The following is a 22,040-nucleotide window of genomic DNA, read 5'->3' as shown; positions in this document are numbered from 1 at the left end:
ACTCCTTCGTCCCAGCGCGCTAAGTTCATCCTAGTCTACCACAAAACTGGTCCGTAATTGTCTAATTTCTAATCACAATTTGTTTCCCGTTCGTTGCTCCGTTGAAATTAGTATTGTTTGACGCCTGCAATATCTGCCACTACGCGACCCTTTTTGCCGGCTTGGTCGCGCCGCCGTTAGTGCGAGTAGAAACCTCTCGTGATCGGGCTGCGGAACATTTGCGGCTTAGTTTCGAGCGAACTCAAGTTCGACCTCTCGCGGGACGTCCCTAACGGCGGTGCGCGCGAGGCGGCGTCCCATCTTCACCATCCGATTTCTCAGGTTATTCGATCCGACATAGGTTCTGGTTTTTGACGTGCCTCTGTGCATCGGCCTCCAGCCCCATGCATCCGGCATACGGCCCACCCAGGGCGACGACATCGTTTACAGCGCTTGCCACTACGTTTGCTGGTGGCAGTGCATTATAGGTGGGGATACTTCGACGGGGAAAACCTAAACACGGTCAATTCGCGATCCAACGTGTTGTCTGCGCAAGAACACTACCATATCGCTGGGTGACCAATAAGTATGGTGTCAATAGAACTGACGCCGGTTGGAAAGTGAACAAGTTTAATGCGGATTACTCACCGACCGAGGTAATTCGAGTGCCGATTGCGTTGGACAATCAATGGTAGCTTTGTTCGCAAAGTAGACATTCAAGCAAGTTGCAGCAAACGACCGCTATGCGGACAATCCCGACCTACGTAGCTCTCAGACCAACGACGGTTCTCGGGCGGTACAGCAAAAATGAGTGTGGCGCCCTTGCGCAACGTTAGCCCAAAAGCGAGAGTAGCCTACACAAGGAAAGACCGATTTCGCGCGGCGTCACGACAGCGACTTGATGAGGAGAACCCAGTTTTCGGTCTCAGTCTCCCACCCATCTTTGGCGCATGGGGCTTTATCCAGCTCAGAGTATCCCTTTCGCTCGTATAGACGTCTCGCTCCCACGTTTTCATCGGCGACAATAACGCTCATTTTGTTGTATCCCGCGTCTCGGGCTATCTCGTCGGCGACATCGAGTAGTCTTGAACCAAGTCCTTGCCCCCGGTTCTCTGGGTAACAAGCCAGAACATTCACATACCAGCTGTCTAACGCTTTGTTTTCCAGCTCCTGCAAGGGGCGGAACAACGCTGGGAAGTCATCTCCAATTTCTTCTGGTTCTGATCCGATCCCATAGCCCGTGAGCCCAGCAACTGCCCCGTTTCCATAGTCAATTACAACTACTTGCCTCTCTCGTGCCTTTTCGGCCTGTCGCGCGCGACCGACGGCCCAAGGATCCTCGCCATCTTGTGACAGCCCGGTCCAGATATGGAGCGGCAGGCCTTCACCTGCAAAATTCACTAAGTCCGCAAGTGCATGGGCATCGGTTTCAACGGCCAATCTCAAAGGCTTTTCAAGTGGTATCACGTCTCGTACTCCAAAGAATTCAAAGCATCATAGACATCTCATGCCAAGTCATTCCTCCATGGTCGGAAGTCGATGGCTGCAAATAGCTGTATCCAAATCGCTCATACAGTGGGACGTGATGCTCTTTGCACATAAGGAAGATCGCCGATTTACCCACTTTTCTCATGCGGTCGACGAATTCAGTCATCAATGCCCGCGATAGGCCCCTTCCCTGATGGGCAGGATCAACGACGACAGACATAATGACGGCATTCGGAGCGTCGGGATCATGCCCCACAAGCTCCTTAAATTCCTCATCAGACATTTCGACGTCATGGGCACATCCGCAATTGATAAAGCCAACGATCTCGCCTTGTACTTCAAGAATGAGGAAACCATCGGGATATTCCTCAATCCTCTTGGATATCTTTTTGAGGGTTGCTGCGTCGTCGCCTTCATAGGCAGCAGTTTCGATCTCAAAGCATCGAGTTGCGTCGGAAGGTTTGGCGTTTCTGAACGTGCTCATGCACGTGACACTAAGCGCGTCGGGGCAAGTTGCATAGCCGCCATTGGTTGGGCCCGCAGCATTCGGTACTTTGGGCTCGAAGCGGACCTTCGCTGCAACTTAAATGGGTGTCTGCTATGCGTACAAACCTGCCTTCCAGTGTATTAGTCGAACGTCCGCTTTCCGCGCTTTGCGGCAGCCGTTAAAAAACCAACAGGGCGGATACCCGATTTGAAAGTACTCACTTTACATGGTCAATATGTCCCTAGAAGCAGTGAAGGACCCGACCCAAAAGAGTGACCGCTGACACTACGCTGGCGTCGCAACAATCCTAGCGGCACATCAGCTTCCCAGACGCACTGATTTGACCTCTCGCAAATGCAATCCGAGCATCAGTAGAGTCGGCCAGAGGAGATAGGTTTGGATTTCAACGTTCTCTCCAAAGGTCAGCAGGAGAACTGTGAGCAACAGTCCGAGCGGCAGCCTCCCGCGTTCCGACTTTATGGCGTCCAGGGTGACGATTGCTAAATGAACGAGGAAAGGAACGAGAAACGCTGTAAATCCGGTCAGCCCTTTCACGAATAGCAACCCGTACCAGGTGTGATGGCTGCCTATCGGCATGTACTCAACAAGATGCGCTCCGGGTCTGACTGTGCCGTGCCCGAAAACCACCGCATCCGATTGCCAGCGCTCATACGCAATACGCTGCAGAGTTTCGCGTACGCGGGTACTGTCGGCGCGAGCGGATTTGAAGCTGTAAAGGGCTCGGTTGCCGAACTCAACAAAGACTGCGCCCCAAACGGCTACGGCGGTGGTGACTGCAGACAAAAGAATCCACCCCGAGCTGCGGGCGACAAGTGGCAAGAGGCTGGGTGACAGCGAGCAGATCACCAATCCAACCATGCCCATTCGGGACTTGGACATAAGGATCATCAGAACTCCGGCAGCCAAGCCGATGACCTTCCAGCTGCGGTGCTTTTCTTCCAGGGCAAATAGGACCATGCAAACGCCCAACAAGGCCGCGAATGGCGACCAGGGCGCAAAGAACTGCCACCGTGGTGTGCCGCTGGCGGGGTCGATTGTATACAGGTAGACCGAGAAATATTCAGGTCCCGGGCCGCCCACTGCTTTAATGGGAGATGTAAACAGCAGATGCGGCAGACCGGCATAGGGGGCGGCAATGAGCAACGGCAGAAGGCACAAGGTCCAAAGGCCCACCACGCATTGCCCTCTGACCAAAACCTCGCGCCGTATTGGCAAAACCGCCCCTGCTAGGATAAACAACGGGATCAGCGCCCAACCCTTTGCCCATCCGATACTCGATTTGATCGTGTTGGTGATGCCGAGGTTCCAATCCGCGTGGCCTGCCCATAGTGAGACCAGCATCACCAGCATGCCAACGCTCCAGATCCAGACCAGAGCAGGTACAGGGCCCGTTGCACGCATATCCAAGCGGATCGCCGGACCGAGATAAAGTGACACCCCGGCTATCGCAGCCAACATCCAACCTAGCACCGGACCGACAACATACAGCGCGCCAAGCCCGTAGAACGGCCATGTCCAGATCAGCGTACACCAGACGATCTTTTCGGCTGGCGTTTGAGGGGCCACACGCGTCAAGCTGCGGGCTCTTTCTGGTCTTTCAGCAGCTTTGAGATCAGCGGGTTTCGGATCCATGCCAGAACCAAACCCATCAGCAGCATAAGGCTTGCAACGATCCCGGCGGCAATCGAGATCTTCTTGTTCGGCGAAGACGGGCGAGTCGGCAGAGACGGGTTCTCCAGCACTTGGATCAAGGGATAGGAGGCATAGACATTGGTCTTTTTCGACTCGGACCGAGCGATGGCAGAGGCGAACACGGCTTCTGCCACGGCGAAATCTCTCTGCCGGTCCTCCAATTCAGCGGCGATGGGGGCGAGGTTTGACAGGCGCAGGGTTTCCAGACGAACTTGTGCGCGCTGTGTCGCGACATGCTCTTCCAATCCGGCGCGCAAGGCATCTTCGCGCACCAACTCGCTGAGCAACTGCGCCCGTTGTCCTTCCGGCGCGCGATCCAGTCCACCGAGCTGCTCGACCTCAAGACCAGTCACCTGCGCCGCGCGTTTTAAAGCAACCGAACGCGCCCCTTCATAGTCGTTTTGGGCATTCACATAGATTGGGTGGCGCGATCCGTAGGTCGCGTCGGCTTGCGCCAGCTTTGCAGCCCCCACCGACACATCCTCAAGCAACGATAGGTACTGCGCATCTGCATAGAGTTTCAGCGTTGCCGCCGCTGCGTCAGAGGGCAGATTCAACGCGACTTGAAGCGCGGCGACACGTTCCGATTGGCGTGCCAGCTCGCTCTCCTGCTTTCGCAGTTCCTGCTTTGCTCGGTCATTAGCGGCGACCTGCTCTTGGTATTGCGCGACCGATATCAGACCGCTTTGCGACTGCAGCTGTTTGATCTCGGCCCGCGTGGCCTGAATTGCGCGCGTGTAGTCTTTGATCGCGCCGGTATTGCTGGCCTCGCGAGTGGCAATTTCATCGGCGCGCAGGGCGTCAATCTCAGCGAAAAAGGCGGCCACCAAGGCGTCACCATATTGCTGAGCGTCTGCCGAAGAGGCCGCCTGAAGCTCGATATGGATCAGGCTGGTTTGATCGACCAGTTGCACCCGCGGCTTTCCAAACGCGTCCCGGTCAGCCTCTACCGCCTTGGCTGCCGCGTCGAGTATACGGTCGGCCGACAACAAACGTTTATACGTCTCGGTCGGGCTGATTGACCCGTTGGCAAAGGCGGAATTCGCGTATGAGGATGCCTGACCGATATTGGCCAGATTGACCGATGCCGAAGCGCCAGATCCTGGCAGGATTAATGATGCGTGAGAGGTGTATTTGACAGGCGCGGTCGCCAAATAACCGCTGATCGGGGCCCAGATGCAACTCGCTCCAAGAAGGTATAATGCCACGTAACGGGGCAGGCGGCCTACATCGCTAAGGCGCCCGCCCTTTACGAAGCGACGCCACCCGAGCGTTCTGAAATTGGATCGGGAAATGCGCACCCAATGCAGAAATTGCATGTCGCGCGTGGACTCAGAGGAGTTCGAAATCTGTTGCGGCATGGAAAAACCCTTTCTTACAAGGGTGATACACCGCATCTGATTGCTGATCATTCGCTCAGCAGGCTAGGGGCCGAGGGGATTGGGAGCGTCCCCTATCCCTTCGGATAGAGAAGCCTAGAACAACCCAGCCTCGCGCGCAGCCAGGGCGGCCTGCGTTCGATTGCTGACACCAACTTTACGGTACAAAGTCTTCATATGCAGTTTGATCGTCGGCTCTGACAGATCCAGATCACGAGCGATTTCCTTGTTGGATTTGCCCTCAGTCAGCCCTTTCAGAACTTGCCGCTCACGCTCTGTCAGTTTTTGAGCCATGGGGTGGGAGTCTTCCGGCTGCTCTGCGTTCATGAAACCCGCAGGAAGGTATTGTTCCCCCATCGCCATAAAGCGGATCGCGTTGACCAGTGATTTAGCCGGTAAAGTTTTTGGGACGAAACCGGCTGCACCAAGCTCTAGCGCGCGTTGCGCCAGATCACGCGAGGTGTCGCCGGTAAACAGGGCCACATGCTGGGCACCGTCCAAAGCGATGCAGGTTTCAAGTCCGGCCAACCCGTTCATGCCGGGCATGTTCAGGTCCAGAAGAACCAGATCAAAGGCTCCGTCGTTCTCAATCAAAGTTTTCGCGGCTGGGAAATCCGGCGCGGTCTCCACCTCGATCCCGCCTGCTGCATCTATGAAGGCAACGAGCGTGTCCAAAATAAGCTCGTGGTCGTCAGCAATAAGAACTTTCATTTCAAACCTCCGTCTGCCCCCAACCACACCCAAATGCGTTAATAAGTCATTGAACCCATGGCATGAAGCCTTCCTGACGGACAGATGAATATCCAATCGGATAGGTCAGCGGGCCGTTTTCACCACGCTATGTGCTGCGGGGTCGTTTGAATAGACCTATTCTCCGATCCCTCTCCGGATGCTCGCCTATCGGTTGCAGGGTCTCATTGGCAGTCTAAAGCCACAGATTGTCATTGTTGATCGGAGAGTTCTATGCAGTTCCTGTCAGTCCAAGATATGTATAAAGGCGCGCAGCCGACACCCATACCAACTCTGGAAAAGACTGAGATAATGGGTCTGCCAGTTGTGAACGCTCGATCCGGACAGGTGATCTCCAAACTGCTGGATGGGACACGCCGGACTGTGTTTTTCCTGAATGCACATTGCGCAAACATACGGGCCCGCAACCATACCTATCGAGCAGCATTGGCCCGGGCAGATATGATCCTACCTGATGGAATTGGTGTAGACGTCGCGGCAAAGTTGCAAGGCGTCCAGTTGACCGAGAACCTAAACGGCACGGATTTTGTGCCCAAACTGCTGAAACGCGCTGCGCGTTTTGGGCAGTCGGTCTACCTTTTGGGGGGAAGTCCCGGAACAGCTCAGGCGGCGGCGGCGCGGTTGCAGCACATGATCCCCGATTTGGCCGTGGCTGGTACGCGTGATGGCTACGCGGGGGCCGCGCGGGTTGATGAGGCGATTGACGATATCAACCAGTCTGGCGCAGACATCCTGTTGGTCGCGATGGGCGTCCCGCTGCAGGAGCTGTGGATTATGCAGAACCGCCACCGGCTTGCCCCTTGCGTCGCGCTGGGCGTGGGTGCTTTGTTTGATTTCCTGGCTGGCAACGTGCGCCGGGCGCCGCGCCTTGTTCGGCGCGTCCGGATGGAGTGGGCATGGCGGTTGGCGATGGAGCCCCGCCGTATGGCCCGCAGATATCTATTGGGCAATTTCGAATTCCTCGGGCGTGCCGCGCACAATTCTGTTCCCAAGGTATCAGCATGTCGCCTGCTGGACCTCACTTTGGCGGTGGTCGCGCTGTCTCTTCTGGCCCTGCCCATGGCCGCAATCGCCGCATTAGTGCGATTGGACAGTCGCGGCTCCGCCTTTTTTCGGCAGACACGTATCGGTCGAAACGGGGTGCCATTCAAGATGTACAAGTTTCGCTCAATGACCCAGGACGCCGAAGCACGACGTGCGGATTTGCTCACCCATTCGGATCGTGAGGGCGTGTGCTTCAAAGCCAAAAATGACCCACGCATCACTCGCGTTGGGAAGGTTCTGCGCCGGTTCTCGCTGGATGAATTGCCGCAAATCTTCAATGTGCTGAAAGGGGATATGTCGCTGGTTGGTCCGCGCCCGGCTTTGCCCGAAGAGGTTGCCGCCTATCCCGAACAAGCGCTGGAGCGCCTGCAGGTGCGTCCCGGCATCACCGGCCTCTGGCAGGTTTCGGGCCGCGCCGGCATCGGCTTTGACCACATGATCGAGCTGGATACAGCCTATGTCCGCTCCCGTTCGCCCCTTCTAAACCTCATCCTCATCGCAATGACCGCACGTGCCGTCGCGTCAGGTCGCGGCGCTTACTGATCAAACCTAGGAGCATTGAAATGACACGTATTCGCAAAGCTGTTTTTCCGGTCGCGGGTCTCGGCACAAGGTTTCTGCCCGCTACCAAATCGGTGACTAAGGAGATGTTGCCGCTGATTGACCGCCCCTTGATTCAATATGCGGTGGACGAGGCCCGCGCGGCCGGGATTGATGAGTTCATCTTCATCACCTCAACCGGCCAATCCGCGCTGGAGGCGTATTTTGGTCGCAACTCGGGACTGGAGCGTAAACTGAAGGATGGCGGCAAAACCAGCCTGCTGAACCGTTTGCGCTGCACGAACCTTGAGGATGAGACATATAGCTTTATCCAACAAGACAGCCCGCGCGGTCTGGGCCATGCAATCTCTCTGGCACGTGACATTGTCGGTGATGAACCCTTTGCCGTGATCCTGCCTGATGATGTGATCTACGCGCAGCGCCCGGTTCTGGCGCAAATGGTCCAGAACTTTGAAGGCAGCCATATGATCGCAACCGAAGCCGTCCCATCCGACCGGATCAGCGCCTATGGCGTGGTCGATATCGAGCATAGGACAGGGCAGGTGCAACATCTGAAAGGGTTGGTCGAAAAGCCCTCTGCCGATCAAGCTCCGTCAGAATTTGGCATTGTCGGGCGTTATCTGATGCACCCTTCGATTTTCGATCAGTTGGACGGATTGGCGCCCGGTGCGGGCAATGAAATCCAACTGACCGATGCGATCGCGGCCGATATCGAAGCGACCGGATGCCGCGGTTTCGCTTTTCAAGGAGAGCGCTTCGATTGTGGGTCGGTCGCCGGGTTTCTTGAGGCAACCACCGTCTTTGCATTGGAACGTGCCGAGCTGCGTGACGGGTTCAAAACCATGTTGCGACAGCGCATGAATCTGCTGTCTACCGCCGCATGAGACCGAGGCACCTATCCGTTCGGATAGGTGCATATCCTCATGCCCATCTGTCGCTACGGACCTCTTTCTGGTTTCTTAAGGTCACAAAAATGGAGACCGAGATGCGCCTGTTTTATGCGATTCTCACAGCGGCGTTCACCATTTGCCTGACGCCTGCGCAAGCCGAAGACTTGGGAACTCCGAAAGGAGAAGTCGTCCTGACCGTTTCGGGCAACATCGCACAGACCGGCCCCGACGGGACGGCGCAGTTCGATATGGAAATGTTGCAGGCGCTACCGCAGCGCAGCTTTGAAACCTCGACGATCTGGACTGAAGGCGAGACCAGCTTTGTCGGCGTTCCCCTCTCTGTGTTGCTGGAACAGATCGGAGCAGAGGGTGCTACGATCCGGGCAACGGCGATCAACGACTACGCGGTTGAGATACCTGTGGGCTCAATATCGGCGCAGGACCCGATTGTCGCCTATGAGATGGATGGCGCGGCGATGTCCCGGCGGCAGAAAGGTCCGCTATGGATCGTATATCCCTATGACAGTGATACCAAGTACCAGACCGAGGTGATTTACTCTCGCAGCATTTGGCAACTCGACAGGTTGGAAATCGTTAAATAGCGTGGGGTTACAACACAGTATGAAGTGGGTGATACGGGCTAGACTTTGACAAGAAATTTCCAATACCACTCGCGGCGCCGGTGGGCTTTCGGGCTCCTCGGTATCGCCGTTTTGGGTGCCCTTGCTTTGGTCGTGTTGCTTTCCGTCAAGGTGATATCCGACCTGCGCGACCGGCAGTCAGCCCGAACAGATAACGTGCAATGGACGCTGACGCAGGTCGAGGTCGAGTTCCTGTTCTACCTCAACGCGCTTGAGGCGGGTGTATCGGACGCAGAGCCAAGCACAGAAAACCTGGACCTTGTCCGGCGCCGTTTCGATCTTTTTTACAGCCGAATCGATATTCTAGACACCTCGCGTCTGTTTGAAACGCTGCGAAGCGACCCGAAATTCGCTGAACCTCTGAACGACGTCTCCGCATATCTGGAGGTCTCGGTGCCTACAATCGATGCTGAGGATCCTGGGTTGAAGGCGGAGCTGCCGGTTCTCTATGACGGCGCGCAGGGGATCGCTCAAAAAGTGCGAGAGCTTTCGGTCTCGGCGATCTCGTACTTTGCAAGCCAGTCGGATCAGCGCCGTGAAGAAACCGCGCTCAGCCTGTTTCAACTGGCCGTTTTGTCCGGGGGATTGTTTCTGACGCTGACCGCGGTCAGCGCCTATCTCCTGGTGGTCAATCGCAAGGCAGATCGACGCGGTGGGGCAATCCAGCAGGCCAACCAGCGCATGAATACGATCCTTTCTGCCTCATTGGATGCCGTTATCGTGGTGAACGCCGCCGGTGAAGTGCTGGAGTTCAACCCAGCTGCACAGGCGATTTTCGGGTATTCCGAAGATGAGGCCAAAGGGCATTCGATCGGCGACTTGATTGTGCCTGCGCATCTACGCGCGGCGCATGATGAAGGCATGGAGCGGATGCAGAGCGGGGGCGACCGCCACGTGGTTGGCAAGGGTCGCGTTCAGCTTGAGGCGTTGCGCAGGAATGGCGATGTTTTTCCCGTCGAACTCGCTTTGCAATCCGCTCAGGCCGGGGACGAGGAAATTGTTATCGGTTTCGTCCGCGATATCTCACAAAGCGTTGCGGATCAGAAAGAGCTTGTCTCGGCCCGCGACCGTGCCCTTGCCGGGGAAAAGGCCAAGTCGGATTTTCTGACTGTTATGAGTCATGAGATCAGAACCCCGTTGAACGGGTTGCTGGGCAACCTCACCCTTCTCAAGAATACACGCACGACCAAACAGCAGTCTCAGTTTGTCCGAAACATGGAGATTTCGGGCCAGGTTCTGCAAAATCATGTGGATGCGGTGCTGGATATTGCTCGGTTCGAGGCCGGCAAGCTGTCTGTCGCGCACGAGGCAACCGACCTGAACGCGATGCTGCAGGACCTTGTGGATGGTCAAAGCGGCAATGCGGCCTCGCGCGGCAATTCAATCTCGTGGCAATGGGTGGGCGGAGCCTATCCGCATGTCGCGACTGACGCGCAAAGGTTGCGGCAAATTCTGCTGAACCTTGTGGGTAATGCGATCAAGTTTACCGAAAATGGCCGTGTGTCGATCGAGGTCGAAAGATGTGAACCTTCCGGTCAGGGTAAGGCACATGTCTACGAAGTGCGTGTGATCGACAGCGGGGCTGGCATCGCCGAGGATGAGATCGACGCCATTTTTGATGACTTCTACACCAGCGATCCCTCTATCGGTCGCACGGTCGGAGGGACCGGGCTTGGCCTGGGAATTGCCCGCAGGTTCGCGCAGGCCATGAGTGGCGAGGTGGGGGCGGAAAGCACAATGGGCGAAGGAAGCGTTTTTTGGTTGCGGATACCCTTACAGCCGTCAGCGCGCGACCAACTGCTAGAAGCTGCTCAGATCAATACCGAGACCGCTCTCCCGCTGAACTTGTTGGTGGTTGAAGACAACGAGATCAACCTCGAGGTCATCTGCAACATGTTGGCGCTGGACGGTCACCGTGTAACTACGGCGGAGAACGGGCAGGTTGGCGTCGACAAGGCCAGCAGTCAGAGGTTCGACGCGATCCTGATGGATATCAGCATGCCAATAATGGATGGGCCAACCGCTGCGCGCCATATTCGTGGCGGTCGGGGGCAGTCGACAGATGTGCCGATTATCGCTGTGTCGGCCAATGTCCTGCCAGATGCGGTTGAGACCTTTCGCGCCGCCGGTATGACGGCTTTCATTGGCAAACCGATCTCGCTGAATGCCTTGCGCAGGGCGCTTTCGGTGGTCACGCGCACCGACGGGCAGATTTCGGAACATGCGCAGCCAGATCCGTTAGTGGAGTTGAAAGGCAGCCTCGGCCCTGAAGTCTTTGCCCGCCTGCATGCCAAGTTCATTGCCGAAGGGGATGAATTGGTTGAACAGCTTGAAACCGGGGCATTTGACCAGACAGATCTAAATCAAATCGCTCAGGCCTGTCACAAACTGGCTGGGAGTGCAGCAACCTTCGGCGTGGAAGAGTTCCGAGCGGCGTTAGTTGCGGTAGAGACTGCAGCCAAAGATCACAAAGACATCACTAACAAACTCGCTGCAGTCTCCACTGCTTGGGAGCGGGCGAAATCATCGCCCGCTAGGGATTGACTTAGGGCGCCAGCAGCGCTGCAGCGCCGACGATGCCAACCGCGCGGGCGACTTCGGTCAGGCCGGTCACCTTACTGTCGTAGCATGCAATCGCATCTCCTGGCAGAACATAGGGGTCATAGTCATCGCGATCCCCACGTCGCAGCAGCTTTTCGATATTGCGTTCAATGACGATCGAGTTCCCGGTCATCGGGTTGCGGGTGAACAGGACCGCGCTGCGATTGGCATTGGTGGTTTTGGCCCCACCGACGCAATTGGTATCGACTACGGCCTGCAGGTAGCGCGTCCCATAGGGTACCTCACGCACGTCTCGTCCAATGGCCGACTCTGCGTTGCCGGTGGCAGGTTGCGTGAGGTTGGACATATAAAGCGTTACGCCGGGCGGGCTGATCGGGCTGGGACGCATCAAATCATCCTGGAAACACCCTCGGCTGTTGACCACGATCTGATCCCCGGTCAGCAGCATGATGTCGGTCGGATCCGAGCCTTCGAACACCCCGCGAAGGTCCATCCGGTAGATCGTGCCCTGCCGGTGCAGCTCAACCGCTGACAGATCCGCATCCGGGCGCACACCTCCGGAAGCGCGAATGGCGACCGAGAGGTTGCGCGCCTCGGTCGAGGCACCCAGTACGCCCTGACGCCCTCGATCCAGCACGTCGCCGGGGATGCCTCCGATCTCGACCGAATGGGGTTCAAACACCGCGCCTTTCACGCCGACAGTGACCGAGGCGAAATCGCTGATGCGCGCCGTGACGCGCGGGGTACTGTCGTAGAACTGTGCGGCTACCAGAACCCGGGCCACGTCTCGCTCGACCTGCTCGGTCGTTCTGCCCTGCGCGCGCACCGGCGGCAGGTACGGCAGCTTCAGGTCGCCATCGCGGGACACAACATAGGTGTCGCTGAGAAGCTCATCCCCGTCGATGGTGATCTGCACCATATCATTGCGCGAAAGTTTCTCGCCCAGCAGAGGGCTTAGCGCGGGTTTAGACCATTTGGCAAAGGCGTTTGTGCCCTGATCCCCGGTCGGAGGCATACAGGCGCGCCCGTTCAAATGTTCCGCTTGCAGCAAGGGCGCATTTGCCCGGCGCCGTGATGGGGCACGGTACTGCGCCTGATAGCTTTCGCCTTTTGCAACGGGTTCGATGTTGCGCGGGGTCTTCATGCTGCTGCAACCCGACAGAGCAATCGCGCTGACGGCCCCTAAAACCAAAACTTTGAAATGTCGTTTCATTTTGAACTCTCCTGAACTGCATCCACAGCTACAGCAGTGTCTTGATGTGCGTCAGACCGGCATCGGGATTGCCGTTTATCCCAATCGGATAGGTCGCTCGCCCGATGGTTCGTCTGGCTGTCCGCCCGCGTCTGGGACAGGGATGTCGCGGCCAATTAGAACTGATCCCAATACAGTTTTTGGACACTTGGCGACATGACTCAGCGATTGGCACATTCCAGTTTCCTGCGGCACCTGCTAGCCTATGCGGCGTCCGAAGTGGCGGCAAAAGCCTCACGTCTTGCGGTGGTCGTGGTTGTGGCCCGCACCCTCAGCCCCGAGGCAATAGGGCTGGCTGCCGCTGCCCTCGCGGCAGGGGATATCCTAAAGGCGCTAACCGAGAACGGCGTGGGGCAGAGGATCATCCAAGCCCCGCAGTCCGAGTTGGAACAGCGCTGCAACACCGCGCATCGTATCTTCTGGGTCTGGAGCGGGGCGCTGTTTTTGCTGCAGGTGACTATCGCCATTGCCCTCTATGCGATAGGGCACCAGACCCTGGCGCTGCTGCTCGCTATTCTGGCCGGAGAGTACCTGTTCATGCCCGCCGGCCTGGTGCAGGCCGCGCTTGCGATGCGTGAGGGCAAGCTACAAAAGACAGCCGCTGTTGCCGGAGGGCAGGTGGTTGGCGCAAATGTTATGGCCGCGCTACTGGCGCTGCTCTGGGCCTCGCCGCTGGCTTTGGTTCTGCCCCGATTGCTGGCCGCCCCGATTTGGCTGGTTCTGATGCGCCGTCTACGTCCCTGGGCATCAAACCCGAAGCGTGGGTTTGCCGCCCTTCGCCCGTTTGTTGGCTTCGGCTGGGCCGTTTTGGGGGTTGAGGTTGTCAAAGTTCTGCGTTTGCAGGCCGACAAGCTTGTCGTCGGCGCGATGCTGGGGGCCGAGAGCCTTGGCATCTACTTCATGGCCTTCAACGCTGGGCTCGGCTTGGCGACATCGTTCACGCAGGCCTTTTCAGTCGTTCTTTTCCCACATCTTTGCGCAGCCCCGGACAAGACCAAGGCGTTGCGTCATGGGCTCGGTACGTCCCTCCTGGTACTGTCCCCGCTGGTTTTGCTGCAAGCCGCCCTTGCGCCGGTCTACGTGCCGCTGCTGCTGGGTGCTGAGTGGCAGCAGATTTCACCGGTGGTCTCGGTCTTGTGCCTTGCCGCATTGCCCAGCGTCATCTGGTCCGCCGTGGCCGGCTGGCTGCGGTCCGAGAACCGCGCGATCACCGAGCTACGAGTCAGCACGGCCCTTGCATTCGCATTGATCCTCAACACCGCGATCATGGCCCCGTTCGGGCTGATGCCGGTGGCGATGGGATACCTGATGACCAGTGCTGCCCTCATGTTGATCGCCTCTTGGGTGCTGCTGCCTCGGGATCAAAAGACAACAGAGAGGTTCGGCTTCCAATGACCCGCTTTACCATCATCGTGCCGTTTCACACCGATGCGGACACAATTGCTGAAACGCTGACCAGCATTCGCGCGCAAAGCTTCACGGAATGGGAGGCGATCTGCGTCGGCGACCGTCCCTCGAAGGCGTGCCTGTCCATCGTGCTAGATCACATCGCCCAAGACCCCCGTATCCGGGTCGCAAGCAGCCCCTTCGATGGCCCAAGTGCCGCCCGCAACTATGGGGCCGAACTGGCCAAGGGAGACATGCTGGCGTTCTGTGATGCAGACGATCTGTGGCACAAGGACAAGCTGGCGCAGCTTAACGAAGCCTTTCAATCCTCTTCGACGGATGCTGTTTTTGGGCAGATCGGGTTCTTCGCCGATCAGCTCGGAGATTCTCAGACATGCTCGACCGTTCCTAGCGCACCACTGAACATTCAGGACCTGTTGGCTGAGAATCCCGTCTGCACCATGTCGAATCTTTCGATCCGTCGCGAGGTCTTCAACGCCATTGGCGGGTTGGACACGAGAACGGTGCATAACGAAGATTTGGAGCTGTTAATCCGCCTCGTAGGCAAGGGGTTTACCGTCAAAGGGGTCAATCAGTTCCAGGTCTGGTATCGCACCAGAGCCGGGAGCTTGTCCTCGGACCTGAACGCAATGCGCGCTGGGCGGGCTTATGCGGTGAAAACGGCTGCGTCTTTTGGCGTGTTCCCGTTGCGGTCGTCCGAGGCCGTCTATTTGCGCTATCTTGCCCGCCGGGCGCTGCGGTTGGGGCATCAGGGTCAGGCCCTGTCTTACACACGCAAAGGCTTGAGCCTGCATGCGCGCAGTTTCCTGCTGCCCCTGCGCCGAGGACTGCCTACCGCCGCAGGGGCCGCGCTGGCCCCGATCCTCCCGCAAGCGATCAAACGCGCGTTGTTTTCTTAAGAGTTCTGAAGGAGATCACCATGCCCACAGCATCCATCGTCGTACCCGCCTACAATGCCGAAGCAACCTTGGTCGAAACGCTCGCCTCACTGCAGGCGCAAACCTATGACGATTTCGAAATCATCATCGTCGACGATGGATCGCAGGACGCGACCTCTGAGATTGCCCGCGCGCACCAAGGCGACCCGCGCGTACGACTTGTCGGGCAGGCCAATCGTGGGCTGGCGGGGGCCAGAAATACTGGCATCGCTGCCGCGCGGGGTACGTTCATCGGCTTTTGCGACGCCGACGATCTGTGGATGCCCGAGAAGCTGGCGGCTCATATTCACCATCTCAAGGCCGAACCGGATGTGGGAGTTAGTTTCTCCGGCAGTGCCTTGATCGACGAGGCGGGGTTCATGATGGGGATCAAACAAGCACCCCGCCTGAAGGATGTGACCTCAGCCCATGTTCTGAACCGCAATCCAATCGGCAATGGATCGGCGGCCGTTGTTCGAAAGTCGGTACTGGAGGCTCTGGCCTACCGCCCGAGTTTTGAGATCGAGCGGGATTGGGTCTTCGATGAGACGTTCAGGCAGTCCGAAGATATAGAATGCTGGATGCGGCTGATGTTGACGACCGATTGGCAGATCGAAGGCGTTCCGGGGCTATTAACCTATTACCGGATCAATGCAGGCGGGCTGTCAGCGGCTTTGGACCGGCAGTTGGAGGCGTGGGAGCGGTTGGTCGCGAAGTTGCGCCCGATTAACCCTGAGTTCTTTGCCCAGCACGAACACTCAGCGCGGGCCTATCAGCTACGCTATCTGGCACGGCGGGCCATCACCAACCTCGACCGGGACACAGCTTGGGAGTTGTTTGCGCGAAGCGTCCAGGAAAGCCTCCGCCCGGTGCTTGAGGAACCTGTGAAGTCGTTCAGCACCTTCGCCGCGGCACTTGTGTTGAAAACGTTTGGACCCGGCCCGATCACCCGGCTGAGGCAAATGAAATCCAAACTGCAATCGATTTGAGAGAGGCATCATCATGGAACAGAAAAAGGTCCTCCACCTGGTAGACGACACGACAGCGGGCGGCGTGATGCGAATGCTCGACCATCTTTTGGCGCAGTCAGATCTTTCCGGCGCGATCGAGCAAAAGGTGTTGAAGGTCAAAAGGACCGCGTTTTCTTGGGGCAAACTGGATGCGGATGTCATCGTGTCCCACGTCGTACCAAGTTGGAGAAGCCTGCCCGCGTTCTCGGCCCTTCGCGCAATGCATGTTAATACTCGACTTGTCCATGTCGAACACAGTTACACCCGGGCATTCACCACCCTGAATGTCCCTCACAAACGTCGGTTTTTTGCGATGCTACGGGTGATCTATTCCTTCTTCGATCAGTTGGTGGCGGTCAGCCATGCGCAGGCGGACTGGATGCAAGAACGACGCCTAGCGGTTTCAGAAAAACTGGCCGTCATTCCTCCGACCGTTGATCTTGAGCAGTTGTCACGAAAGACGATGCCTCCCAAATCAAAGACCACAATTGGCGCCATCGGGCGGCTCGAGCAGCAGAAAGGCTTCGACATCCTGATCCAAGGCTTTCGGTCAACCCGAACGCCGGGCGCGCGCTTGTTGATCTTTGGCGAAGGCAGTCAACGGTCATACCTTGAGGCGTTGGCAGAGGGTGACCCGCGCATCGAATTTCGGGGTCACGCCAAAGATCCGGCAGAAGCGTATCAAGCCGTCGATATCATTGCGATTCCCTCGCGTTGGGAGGCTTATGGACTTGTGCTGGACGAAGCGCTTGCCGCGAAGCGCAATGTGATCGCCAGTAAAGTTGATGGGTTACGTGACCGTGAAGGAGATACAAGAGTTTCATTCTGCAACCTTGACCCTTATGATTGGCGACTTGCGATCAATAATTTTCTGCTTTCCGACACTATTGAGAAAAGCAGCTGAATTAAAATCTGACACTAGATCTTTTGCCTTTTTACCGAGTCATTCGCAGCAAAATCAATTGTGATTTCAAAGAAATTGCCTAAGGTCAGCTTTGCGTTTTGTACGCGCGTACTTAGCGCAATACATCTTGGTGTCCGCTTTGGACTAAGAGCGGTCATTGCCTTGTGCTAAGTGGATGGCGGCTCTGTCCGCACCTCGGACGTAGCTCCGTCTTGTGTGAACGTCCCCTGTCGGGCTGAAGCGGGCATTCGTCCCGAGCCCCCAATTCGACAGCCTTCAAAGAACACCAAGAGCTTTACTTAACAGAGGACGGTCCTTTGAAAATCATGCCCCGCAAAGTCGGCGAGCCTCAATGGCACACGCAGGGCTGACTGAGGGGGTAGGTCGGGGGGCGGGTTCGTCAGTTAGGTGCAGCCTATCATCGAATGCTCAAGCCAATCGGCGCAACGTAGCCATCGGATGAGGAATCCTGTTCGATGGCCCCCATGTGGTCGCCTGTCCCCTATGGGGGCACGCCGACAATTCTATAAGTCTTTGATTTTATGGTGCTGCTGGAGAGAATTGAACTCTCGACCTCTCCCTTACCAAGGGAGTGCTCTACCTCTGAGCTACAGCAGCGCTGTGGGCGGGTGATTAGACGCAAACGAAACAGGGCGCAAGGGTCTCTGGACGGTTTTTTTCACCTCCTGTAGAGAAAGATTATGGCAGATAGAAATACACCCAAAAAACATGGCAAATCCGCGGACGCTCGGGAAGAGCGGCTGAAGGCGGCGCTGAAGGCGAATATGGCGCGGCGCAAGGCGCAGGCCAAGGCGCGCGCAAGCTCGGATAACGATGCCGAAAAGGACGAGGGATAAGAGCAGATGGATTCGATTCTGGTGACGGGCAATGGGCCGCTGAACGGTCAGATACCGATTGCGGGGGCCAAGAATGCGTGTTTGACGCTGATGCCCGCAACCTTGCTGAGCGAAGAACCGCTGACGCTGACCAATGCGCCGCGGCTGAGCGACATCAAGACCATGACACAATTGCTGCAGTCTTTGGGGGCTGAGGTGTCGTCGCTGCAGGACGGGCAGGTGATCGCGATGTCGAGTCATGATCTGACCAGCCACACTGCGGATTATGAAATCGTGCGCAAGATGCGTGCGTCCAATTTGGTGTTGGGTCCGATGCTGGCGCGGTTGGGGCAGGCGGTGGTTTCGCTGCCTGGCGGTTGTGCGATTGGCGCGCGACCCATGGACCTGCACGTTGAGGGGCTTGAGGCGCTGGGCGCTGAGATCGAGCTGAAGGACGGCTATCTGCACGCCAAGGCATCCGGCGGGTTGAAAGGCGCAGTCCACGAGATGCGTTTTGCATCGGTGGGTGCGACCGAAAACATCGTCATGGCGGCCACATTGGCCAAAGGCACCACGGTTCTGAAGAACGCCGCGCGCGAGCCTGAGATCGTCGATCTAGTCGAGTGCCTGCGCAAGATGGGCGCACAAATCTCGGGCGAGGGGACCTCGACCATCGAGATTCAGGGCGTTGATCGCTTGCACGGTGCAACCCACCAGGTTGTGACCGATCGGATTGAGCTGGGCACCTATATGCTGGCCCCGGCCATTTGCGGTGGTGAGGTAGAGTTGCTGGGCGGTCGCATGTCGCTGGTTAACTCCTTTGCTGCCAAGCTCGACGCGGCGGGTGTCAGCGTCACGCAAACCGAAAAGGGTCTGAAAGTGGCGCGCAAGAACGGGCGCGTGACCTCGGTGGATGTGGTGACCGAGCCTTTTCCGGGGTTTCCGACCGACCTGCAGGCGCAGATGATGGCGTTGATGTGTACGGCCGAAGGCACCGCGGTATTGGAAGAACGCATCTTCGAGAATCGCTTTATGCACGCCCCTGAACTGGTGCGCATGGGCGCGAATATCGAAGTGCATGGCGGCACGGCCACTGTTACAGGTGTGGATCAGCTGAAAGGTGCGCCGGTGATGGCAACGGATCTGCGGGCCTCAGTCTCGTTGATTCTGGCGGGTCTGGCAGCTGAGGGCGAAACCACGGTCAGCCGGGTCTATCATCTGGACCGCGGATATGAGCATGTGGTGCGCAAGCTGGAAGGCGTGGGTGCAAAAATAGAACGGATCAAGGGCCAATGACAGACGCAAGTTTCCACGACGGGCGCGAGGCCCCTCTGAATCTGGGTGCCGAGGATGCAGAGGATCTGCAGGTGATCTCGACCCTGGCGCAGGATGCGGTATTTCCTGTAACCGAGATAACATGGCAGCCCTCGCAGCGCCGGTTCGGCCTGCTGCTGAACCGTTTTCGGTGGGAAGATAAGGATGCCGCGACACGCCGTGATCGTCCGTTTGAGCGGGTTCAGGCGGTTCTGGTGTTCGATTCGGTGCTGTCGGTGGCCAGTCAGGGCATCGACCGCAGGGATAAGGAGATGGTGATGTCCCTGCTGTCGATTGATTTTGAGGCAGGCGAGGACGGAGCGGGTCAGGTTTTGCTGACGCTGGCAGGGGATGGTGCCATCCGACTGAAGGTCGAAGCACTGGACGCCACGCTCAAGGATGTGACGCGGCCGTACAAGGCCCCTTCGGGTCAGGCGCCGCATCACCCCGAATAGATGCAGAACAAGCGCGGCATTTCACAGGCATTCTCGCAATTTCCGGCTGGAGTATCCCTGCGCCGCGCAACCGTTTTTGATGTGTTCGATCTGAGTCGGGTGTTGATCCGATCGATCACCCAGCTTTGTGTCGCGGATCATCGGGGCGACCCACAGGCCATCGCGCATTGGACCGCAAACAAGGACCCTGCATCCATCCGGGGTTGGATCGTGGCGGGTGCGCACATATGGCTGGCCGAACATGCAGGGCAGGTTGCCGCCGTGGGCGGTTTGCGCGACGACGAAATCACGCTGCTGTACATTGACCCGGATCACACTGGTCATGGCATCGGGACCGTCCTGCTGCACCGGCTTGAGAAAGACCTGATTGCCTCAGGTCAATTCGATGCCAGACTAGAGGCGACAAAAACCGCGCAGGACTTTTACCGGCGGCACGGCTGGCAGGCCACCGGGCAATGTGGCGCGCGTGGCGACGTGTCCTGTTTCGCGATGCGCAAATCGCTGCACTCAAAGGACTAAGGGTTGAGGCCAACTCATCCCGGCGATATGTCCCCATCAAACGCTCCGGAGTGCCTGATCATGCCCGTTTTCCTTGATACCACGTCGTCCGAGTTCGAATCCGCCTTTCAAGCGCTGTTGTCGGCCAAGCGCGAGGACAGCCCGGACGTAGACGCCACCGTAGCGCAAATCATCGATGATGTGCGCAGCCGGGGCGACGCGGCTGTGATAGAGTTGACCGCCAAGTTCGATCGGCTTGACCTGACGCCCGTTACTTTGACCTTTTCCGCAGAAGAAATCGACACTGCGGTTGCGCAGGTTTCGGATACGGACCGCGCTGCGCTGGAACTGGCCGCCGAGCGCATCCGCGCCTATCACGAAAAACAGATGCCTGAGGATCATCAATGGACCGACGAAGCCGGGGCGACACTGGGTTGGCGCTGGTCGGCGGTGTCGGCAGCCGGGCTTTATGTGCCGGGCGGGTTGGCCTCGTACCCCTCGTCAGTTCTGATGAATGCAATTCCGGCCAAGGTGGCGGGGGTTCAGCGGTTGGCTATTACGGTGCCAACGCCAGACGGGCAGGTGAATCCACTGGTCCTGTTGGCCGCGCGGCTTTCCGGAGTCGACGAAATCTATCGCATCGGTGGCGCGCAGGCGATTGCAGCGCTGGCCTATGGCACCGCATCCATCGCGCCAGTGGACAAGATCACTGGCCCGGGCAATGCCTTTGTCGCGGCGGCCAAGCGCCGAGTGTTCGGCAAGGTCGGGATCGACATGATTGCCGGTCCATCTGAAATCCTCGTGATCGCGGACAAGGACAATGACCCCGATTGGATCGCGTTGGATCTGCTTAGCCAGGCCGAACATGACGAAAGCGCCCAGTCGATCCTGATCACCGATGATGCCGACTTTGGGCAGGCAGTGGCGCAAGCGGTTGAGAAGCGACTTGAAACCTTGCAACGCCGCGCCATCGCAGGGGCCAGCTGGCGCGACTTTGGGGCAATAATCACCGTGCGCGATTTGGATGAGGCCGCCGCCCTGTCCAATCGCATTGCGCCCGAGCATCTGGAGCTGTGCGTCGCCGATCCGGTCGGGCTGAGTGAAAAAACCATCCATGCGGGTGCGATTTTCCTGGGCCAGTACACGCCCGAGGCCATCGGTGATTATGTTGGTGGCCCAAATCACGTGCTGCCCACCGCGCGCTCGGCCAGGTTCTCATCCGGTCTCAGCGTGATGGATTTTCTAAAACGTACCACGCTCAGCCAGATGACGCCCGACGCGCTGCGCGCTATTGGCCCTGCGGCGGAACAACTGGCGCAATCCGAAAGCCTTGAGGCGCACGGTCTGTCGGTGACGGCCCGCCTCAACGGGCTGAATTGATGCAAAGACCTATGGCACGTGGCGTTTCTGTGCGTTGCTCAATGAAAACCATTGCTATAGGTCTGTGCTGAACTGAACGGACCACACGCGACATGACCCGCATTTCACATATCGAACTGGATGATCGAAACCTGCCGCCGCCGACCCCCGAGATCGAGCAAGAGCGCAAGGTCGCCATCTATGATCTGCTGGAAGACAACAGTTTTACCCTTCCTCAACGGGATGGGCGCACTGCGCCGGACGGGCCGTATCACGTGCAACTGTCGATCCGTGAAAAACGTCTGGTCTTTGACATCGCCACCGAGGCCGAGGAAAAAGCCGCCGAGTTCCACCTTTCGCTTGGCCCGTTCAAGCAGGTGGTCAAAGACTATTTTCAGATCTGCGAAAGCTATTTCAATGCGGTCAAGAACCTGCCACCCAGCCAGATCGAAACCATCGATATGGCCCGGCGCGGAATTCACAACGAAGGCAGCCGCGTGTTGCAGGAGCGGCTGGAAGGAAAGGCGGATATTGACACAGACACCGCCCGCCGTCTGTTCACGCTGATTTGCGTGTTGCATTTTGGGGGCTGAC

The 22,040-nt window shown here is 57.7% G+C and carries 20 protein-coding genes and 1 tRNA gene; 14 read left to right on the top strand and 7 right to left on the bottom strand.

Annotated features, from left to right (window positions below):
* Positions 1–864: 864 nt before the first annotated feature.
* The 5 genes from ACR0LY_RS12550 to ACR0LY_RS12530 form a co-directional block, all read right to left on the bottom strand.
* Positions 865–1,419 carry a GNAT family N-acetyltransferase gene (locus ACR0LY_RS12550; protein ID WP_480640970.1) on the bottom strand — a complete coding sequence of 185 codons (555 nt, stop codon included), beginning with the start codon at positions 1,417–1,419 and terminating at the stop codon, positions 865–867.
* 46 nt (positions 1,420–1,465) lie between these two features.
* The gene (locus ACR0LY_RS12545; RefSeq protein ID WP_170350200.1) at positions 1,466–1,951 is read right to left on the bottom strand and encodes a GNAT family N-acetyltransferase; all 486 of its coding nucleotides are present in this window, start codon (positions 1,949–1,951) and stop codon (positions 1,466–1,468) included.
* A 321-nt stretch (positions 1,952–2,272) separates the two neighbouring features.
* Positions 2,273–3,541: an O-antigen ligase domain-containing protein gene (locus tag ACR0LY_RS12540; protein WP_368040144.1), complete on the bottom strand. Its 1,269-nt coding sequence runs from the start codon at positions 3,539–3,541 to the stop codon at positions 2,273–2,275.
* A 5-nt stretch (positions 3,542–3,546) separates the two neighbouring features.
* A complete protein-coding gene (locus ACR0LY_RS12535) occupies positions 3,547–5,028 on the bottom strand; it encodes a GumC domain-containing protein (protein WP_170350202.1) in 1,482 nt (493 codons plus the stop codon).
* Between the two features lie 114 nt (positions 5,029–5,142).
* Entirely contained in the window at positions 5,143–5,757 is a 615-nt protein-coding gene (locus ACR0LY_RS12530) for a response regulator transcription factor (protein WP_170350203.1), read from the bottom strand.
* Between the two features lie 330 nt (positions 5,758–6,087).
* Here ACR0LY_RS12530 and ACR0LY_RS12525 point away from each other — a divergent pair, with 330 nt between their 5' ends.
* From ACR0LY_RS12525 to ACR0LY_RS12510, 4 genes are all read left to right on the top strand, one after another.
* Complete coding sequence (locus tag ACR0LY_RS12525; RefSeq protein ID WP_480640968.1) at positions 6,088–7,383, top strand: WecB/TagA/CpsF family glycosyltransferase; 1,296 nt, start codon at positions 6,088–6,090, stop codon at positions 7,381–7,383.
* A 20-nt stretch (positions 7,384–7,403) separates the two neighbouring features.
* On the top strand, positions 7,404–8,285 hold the full coding sequence (locus tag ACR0LY_RS12520) for a UTP--glucose-1-phosphate uridylyltransferase (protein WP_170350204.1): 882 nt from the start codon (positions 7,404–7,406) through the stop codon (positions 8,283–8,285).
* Between the two features lie 101 nt (positions 8,286–8,386).
* Positions 8,387–8,893, top strand: a complete 507-nt coding sequence (locus ACR0LY_RS12515) for a putative pterin-binding protein (RefSeq protein ID WP_170350205.1) — start codon at positions 8,387–8,389, stop codon at positions 8,891–8,893.
* A 132-nt stretch (positions 8,894–9,025) separates the two neighbouring features.
* Positions 9,026–11,476: an ATP-binding protein gene (locus ACR0LY_RS12510; RefSeq protein ID WP_368040145.1), complete on the top strand. Its 2,451-nt coding sequence runs from the start codon at positions 9,026–9,028 to the stop codon at positions 11,474–11,476.
* Between the two features lies 1 nt (position 11,477).
* Here ACR0LY_RS12510 and ACR0LY_RS12505 read toward each other — a convergent pair whose 3' ends face one another.
* Positions 11,478–12,707, bottom strand: a complete 1,230-nt coding sequence (locus ACR0LY_RS12505; protein ID WP_170350207.1) for a polysaccharide biosynthesis/export family protein — start codon at positions 12,705–12,707, stop codon at positions 11,478–11,480.
* Between the two features lie 195 nt (positions 12,708–12,902).
* On the opposite strand from ACR0LY_RS12505, the gene ACR0LY_RS12500 reads away from it, so the two are divergent.
* From ACR0LY_RS12500 to ACR0LY_RS12485, 4 genes are read left to right on the top strand one after another with little or no spacing between them, the layout of a single operon-like run.
* Entirely contained in the window at positions 12,903–14,141 is a 1,239-nt protein-coding gene (locus ACR0LY_RS12500; protein WP_170350208.1) for an oligosaccharide flippase family protein, read from the top strand.
* Entirely contained in the window at positions 14,138–15,052 is a 915-nt protein-coding gene (locus tag ACR0LY_RS12495; RefSeq protein ID WP_170350209.1) for a glycosyltransferase family 2 protein, read from the top strand. Before ACR0LY_RS12500 ends, ACR0LY_RS12495 begins: the two co-directional genes overlap by 4 nt.
* Positions 15,053–15,072: 20 nt before the next feature.
* On the top strand, positions 15,073–16,059 hold the full coding sequence (locus tag ACR0LY_RS12490; RefSeq protein ID WP_170350210.1) for a glycosyltransferase family 2 protein: 987 nt from the start codon (positions 15,073–15,075) through the stop codon (positions 16,057–16,059).
* A 13-nt stretch (positions 16,060–16,072) separates the two neighbouring features.
* A complete protein-coding gene (locus ACR0LY_RS12485; RefSeq protein WP_170350211.1) occupies positions 16,073–16,984 on the top strand; it encodes a glycosyltransferase family 4 protein in 912 nt (303 codons plus the stop codon).
* A 543-nt stretch (positions 16,985–17,527) separates the two neighbouring features.
* Here the strand turns inward: ACR0LY_RS12485 and ACR0LY_RS12480 are convergent.
* A tRNA-Thr gene (locus ACR0LY_RS12480) sits at positions 17,528–17,602 on the bottom strand.
* A gap of 83 nt (positions 17,603–17,685) precedes the next feature.
* Here ACR0LY_RS12480 and ACR0LY_RS12475 point away from each other — a divergent pair.
* The 6 genes from ACR0LY_RS12475 (at position 17,686) to ACR0LY_RS12450 (ending at position 22,039) form a co-directional block, all read left to right on the top strand.
* The gene (locus tag ACR0LY_RS12475; protein WP_170350212.1) at positions 17,686–17,841 is read left to right on the top strand and encodes a hypothetical protein; all 156 of its coding nucleotides are present in this window, start codon (positions 17,686–17,688) and stop codon (positions 17,839–17,841) included.
* A 6-nt stretch (positions 17,842–17,847) separates the two neighbouring features.
* Positions 17,848–19,116 carry a UDP-N-acetylglucosamine 1-carboxyvinyltransferase gene (gene murA / locus ACR0LY_RS12470; protein WP_170350213.1) on the top strand — a complete coding sequence of 423 codons (1,269 nt, stop codon included), beginning with the start codon at positions 17,848–17,850 and terminating at the stop codon, positions 19,114–19,116.
* On the top strand, positions 19,113–19,589 hold the full coding sequence (locus ACR0LY_RS12465; RefSeq protein WP_170350214.1) for a DUF2948 family protein: 477 nt from the start codon (positions 19,113–19,115) through the stop codon (positions 19,587–19,589). The genes murA and ACR0LY_RS12465 overlap by 4 nt, the downstream gene beginning before the upstream one ends.
* Positions 19,590–20,108, top strand: a complete 519-nt coding sequence (locus ACR0LY_RS12460) for a GNAT family N-acetyltransferase (RefSeq protein ID WP_170350215.1) — start codon at positions 19,590–19,592, stop codon at positions 20,106–20,108.
* Positions 20,109–20,168: 60 nt separating this feature from the next.
* A complete protein-coding gene (gene hisD, locus ACR0LY_RS12455) occupies positions 20,169–21,467 on the top strand; it encodes a histidinol dehydrogenase (RefSeq protein WP_170350216.1) in 1,299 nt (432 codons plus the stop codon).
* A 92-nt stretch (positions 21,468–21,559) separates the two neighbouring features.
* Entirely contained in the window at positions 21,560–22,039 is a 480-nt protein-coding gene (locus ACR0LY_RS12450; protein WP_170350217.1) for a UPF0262 family protein, read from the top strand.
* The last annotated feature ends 1 nt before the right edge of the window (position 22,040 follow it).

This window comes from Ruegeria sp. BC5, from assembly GCF_056539205.1.
Note: the sequence above shows the minus strand (reverse complement) of the source record. Positions and strands in the feature narration are given on the sequence as shown.

What these genes read in the sequence shown, in the direction of transcription:
- ACR0LY_RS12545 (WP_170350200.1), bottom strand. Translation starts at nt 1,951, where the DNA reads ATGAGCACGTTCAGAAACGCCAAACCTTCCGACGCAACTCGATGCTTT.
- ACR0LY_RS12535 (WP_170350202.1), bottom strand. Translation starts at nt 5,028, where the DNA reads ATGCCGCAACAGATTTCGAACTCCTCTGAGTCCACGCGCGACATGCAA.
- ACR0LY_RS12530 (WP_170350203.1), bottom strand. Translation starts at nt 5,757, where the DNA reads ATGAAAGTTCTTATTGCTGACGACCACGAGCTTATTTTGGACACGCTC.
- ACR0LY_RS12525 (WP_480640968.1), top strand. Translation starts at nt 6,088, where the DNA reads ATGGGTCTGCCAGTTGTGAACGCTCGATCCGGACAGGTGATCTCCAAA.
- ACR0LY_RS12520 (WP_170350204.1), top strand. Translation starts at nt 7,404, where the DNA reads ATGACACGTATTCGCAAAGCTGTTTTTCCGGTCGCGGGTCTCGGCACA.
- ACR0LY_RS12515 (WP_170350205.1), top strand. Translation starts at nt 8,387, where the DNA reads ATGCGCCTGTTTTATGCGATTCTCACAGCGGCGTTCACCATTTGCCTG.
- ACR0LY_RS12505 (WP_170350207.1), bottom strand. Translation starts at nt 12,707, where the DNA reads ATGAAACGACATTTCAAAGTTTTGGTTTTAGGGGCCGTCAGCGCGATT.
- ACR0LY_RS12500 (WP_170350208.1), top strand. Translation starts at nt 12,903, where the DNA reads ATGACTCAGCGATTGGCACATTCCAGTTTCCTGCGGCACCTGCTAGCC.
- ACR0LY_RS12495 (WP_170350209.1), top strand. Translation starts at nt 14,138, where the DNA reads ATGACCCGCTTTACCATCATCGTGCCGTTTCACACCGATGCGGACACA.
- ACR0LY_RS12490 (WP_170350210.1), top strand. Translation starts at nt 15,073, where the DNA reads ATGCCCACAGCATCCATCGTCGTACCCGCCTACAATGCCGAAGCAACC.
- ACR0LY_RS12485 (WP_170350211.1), top strand. Translation starts at nt 16,073, where the DNA reads ATGGAACAGAAAAAGGTCCTCCACCTGGTAGACGACACGACAGCGGGC.
- ACR0LY_RS12475 (WP_170350212.1), top strand. Translation starts at nt 17,686, where the DNA reads ATGGCAGATAGAAATACACCCAAAAAACATGGCAAATCCGCGGACGCT.
- murA (WP_170350213.1), top strand. Translation starts at nt 17,848, where the DNA reads ATGGATTCGATTCTGGTGACGGGCAATGGGCCGCTGAACGGTCAGATA.
- ACR0LY_RS12465 (WP_170350214.1), top strand. Translation starts at nt 19,113, where the DNA reads ATGACAGACGCAAGTTTCCACGACGGGCGCGAGGCCCCTCTGAATCTG.
- ACR0LY_RS12460 (WP_170350215.1), top strand. Translation starts at nt 19,590, where the DNA reads ATGCAGAACAAGCGCGGCATTTCACAGGCATTCTCGCAATTTCCGGCT.
- hisD (WP_170350216.1), top strand. Translation starts at nt 20,169, where the DNA reads ATGCCCGTTTTCCTTGATACCACGTCGTCCGAGTTCGAATCCGCCTTT.
- ACR0LY_RS12450 (WP_170350217.1), top strand. Translation starts at nt 21,560, where the DNA reads ATGACCCGCATTTCACATATCGAACTGGATGATCGAAACCTGCCGCCG.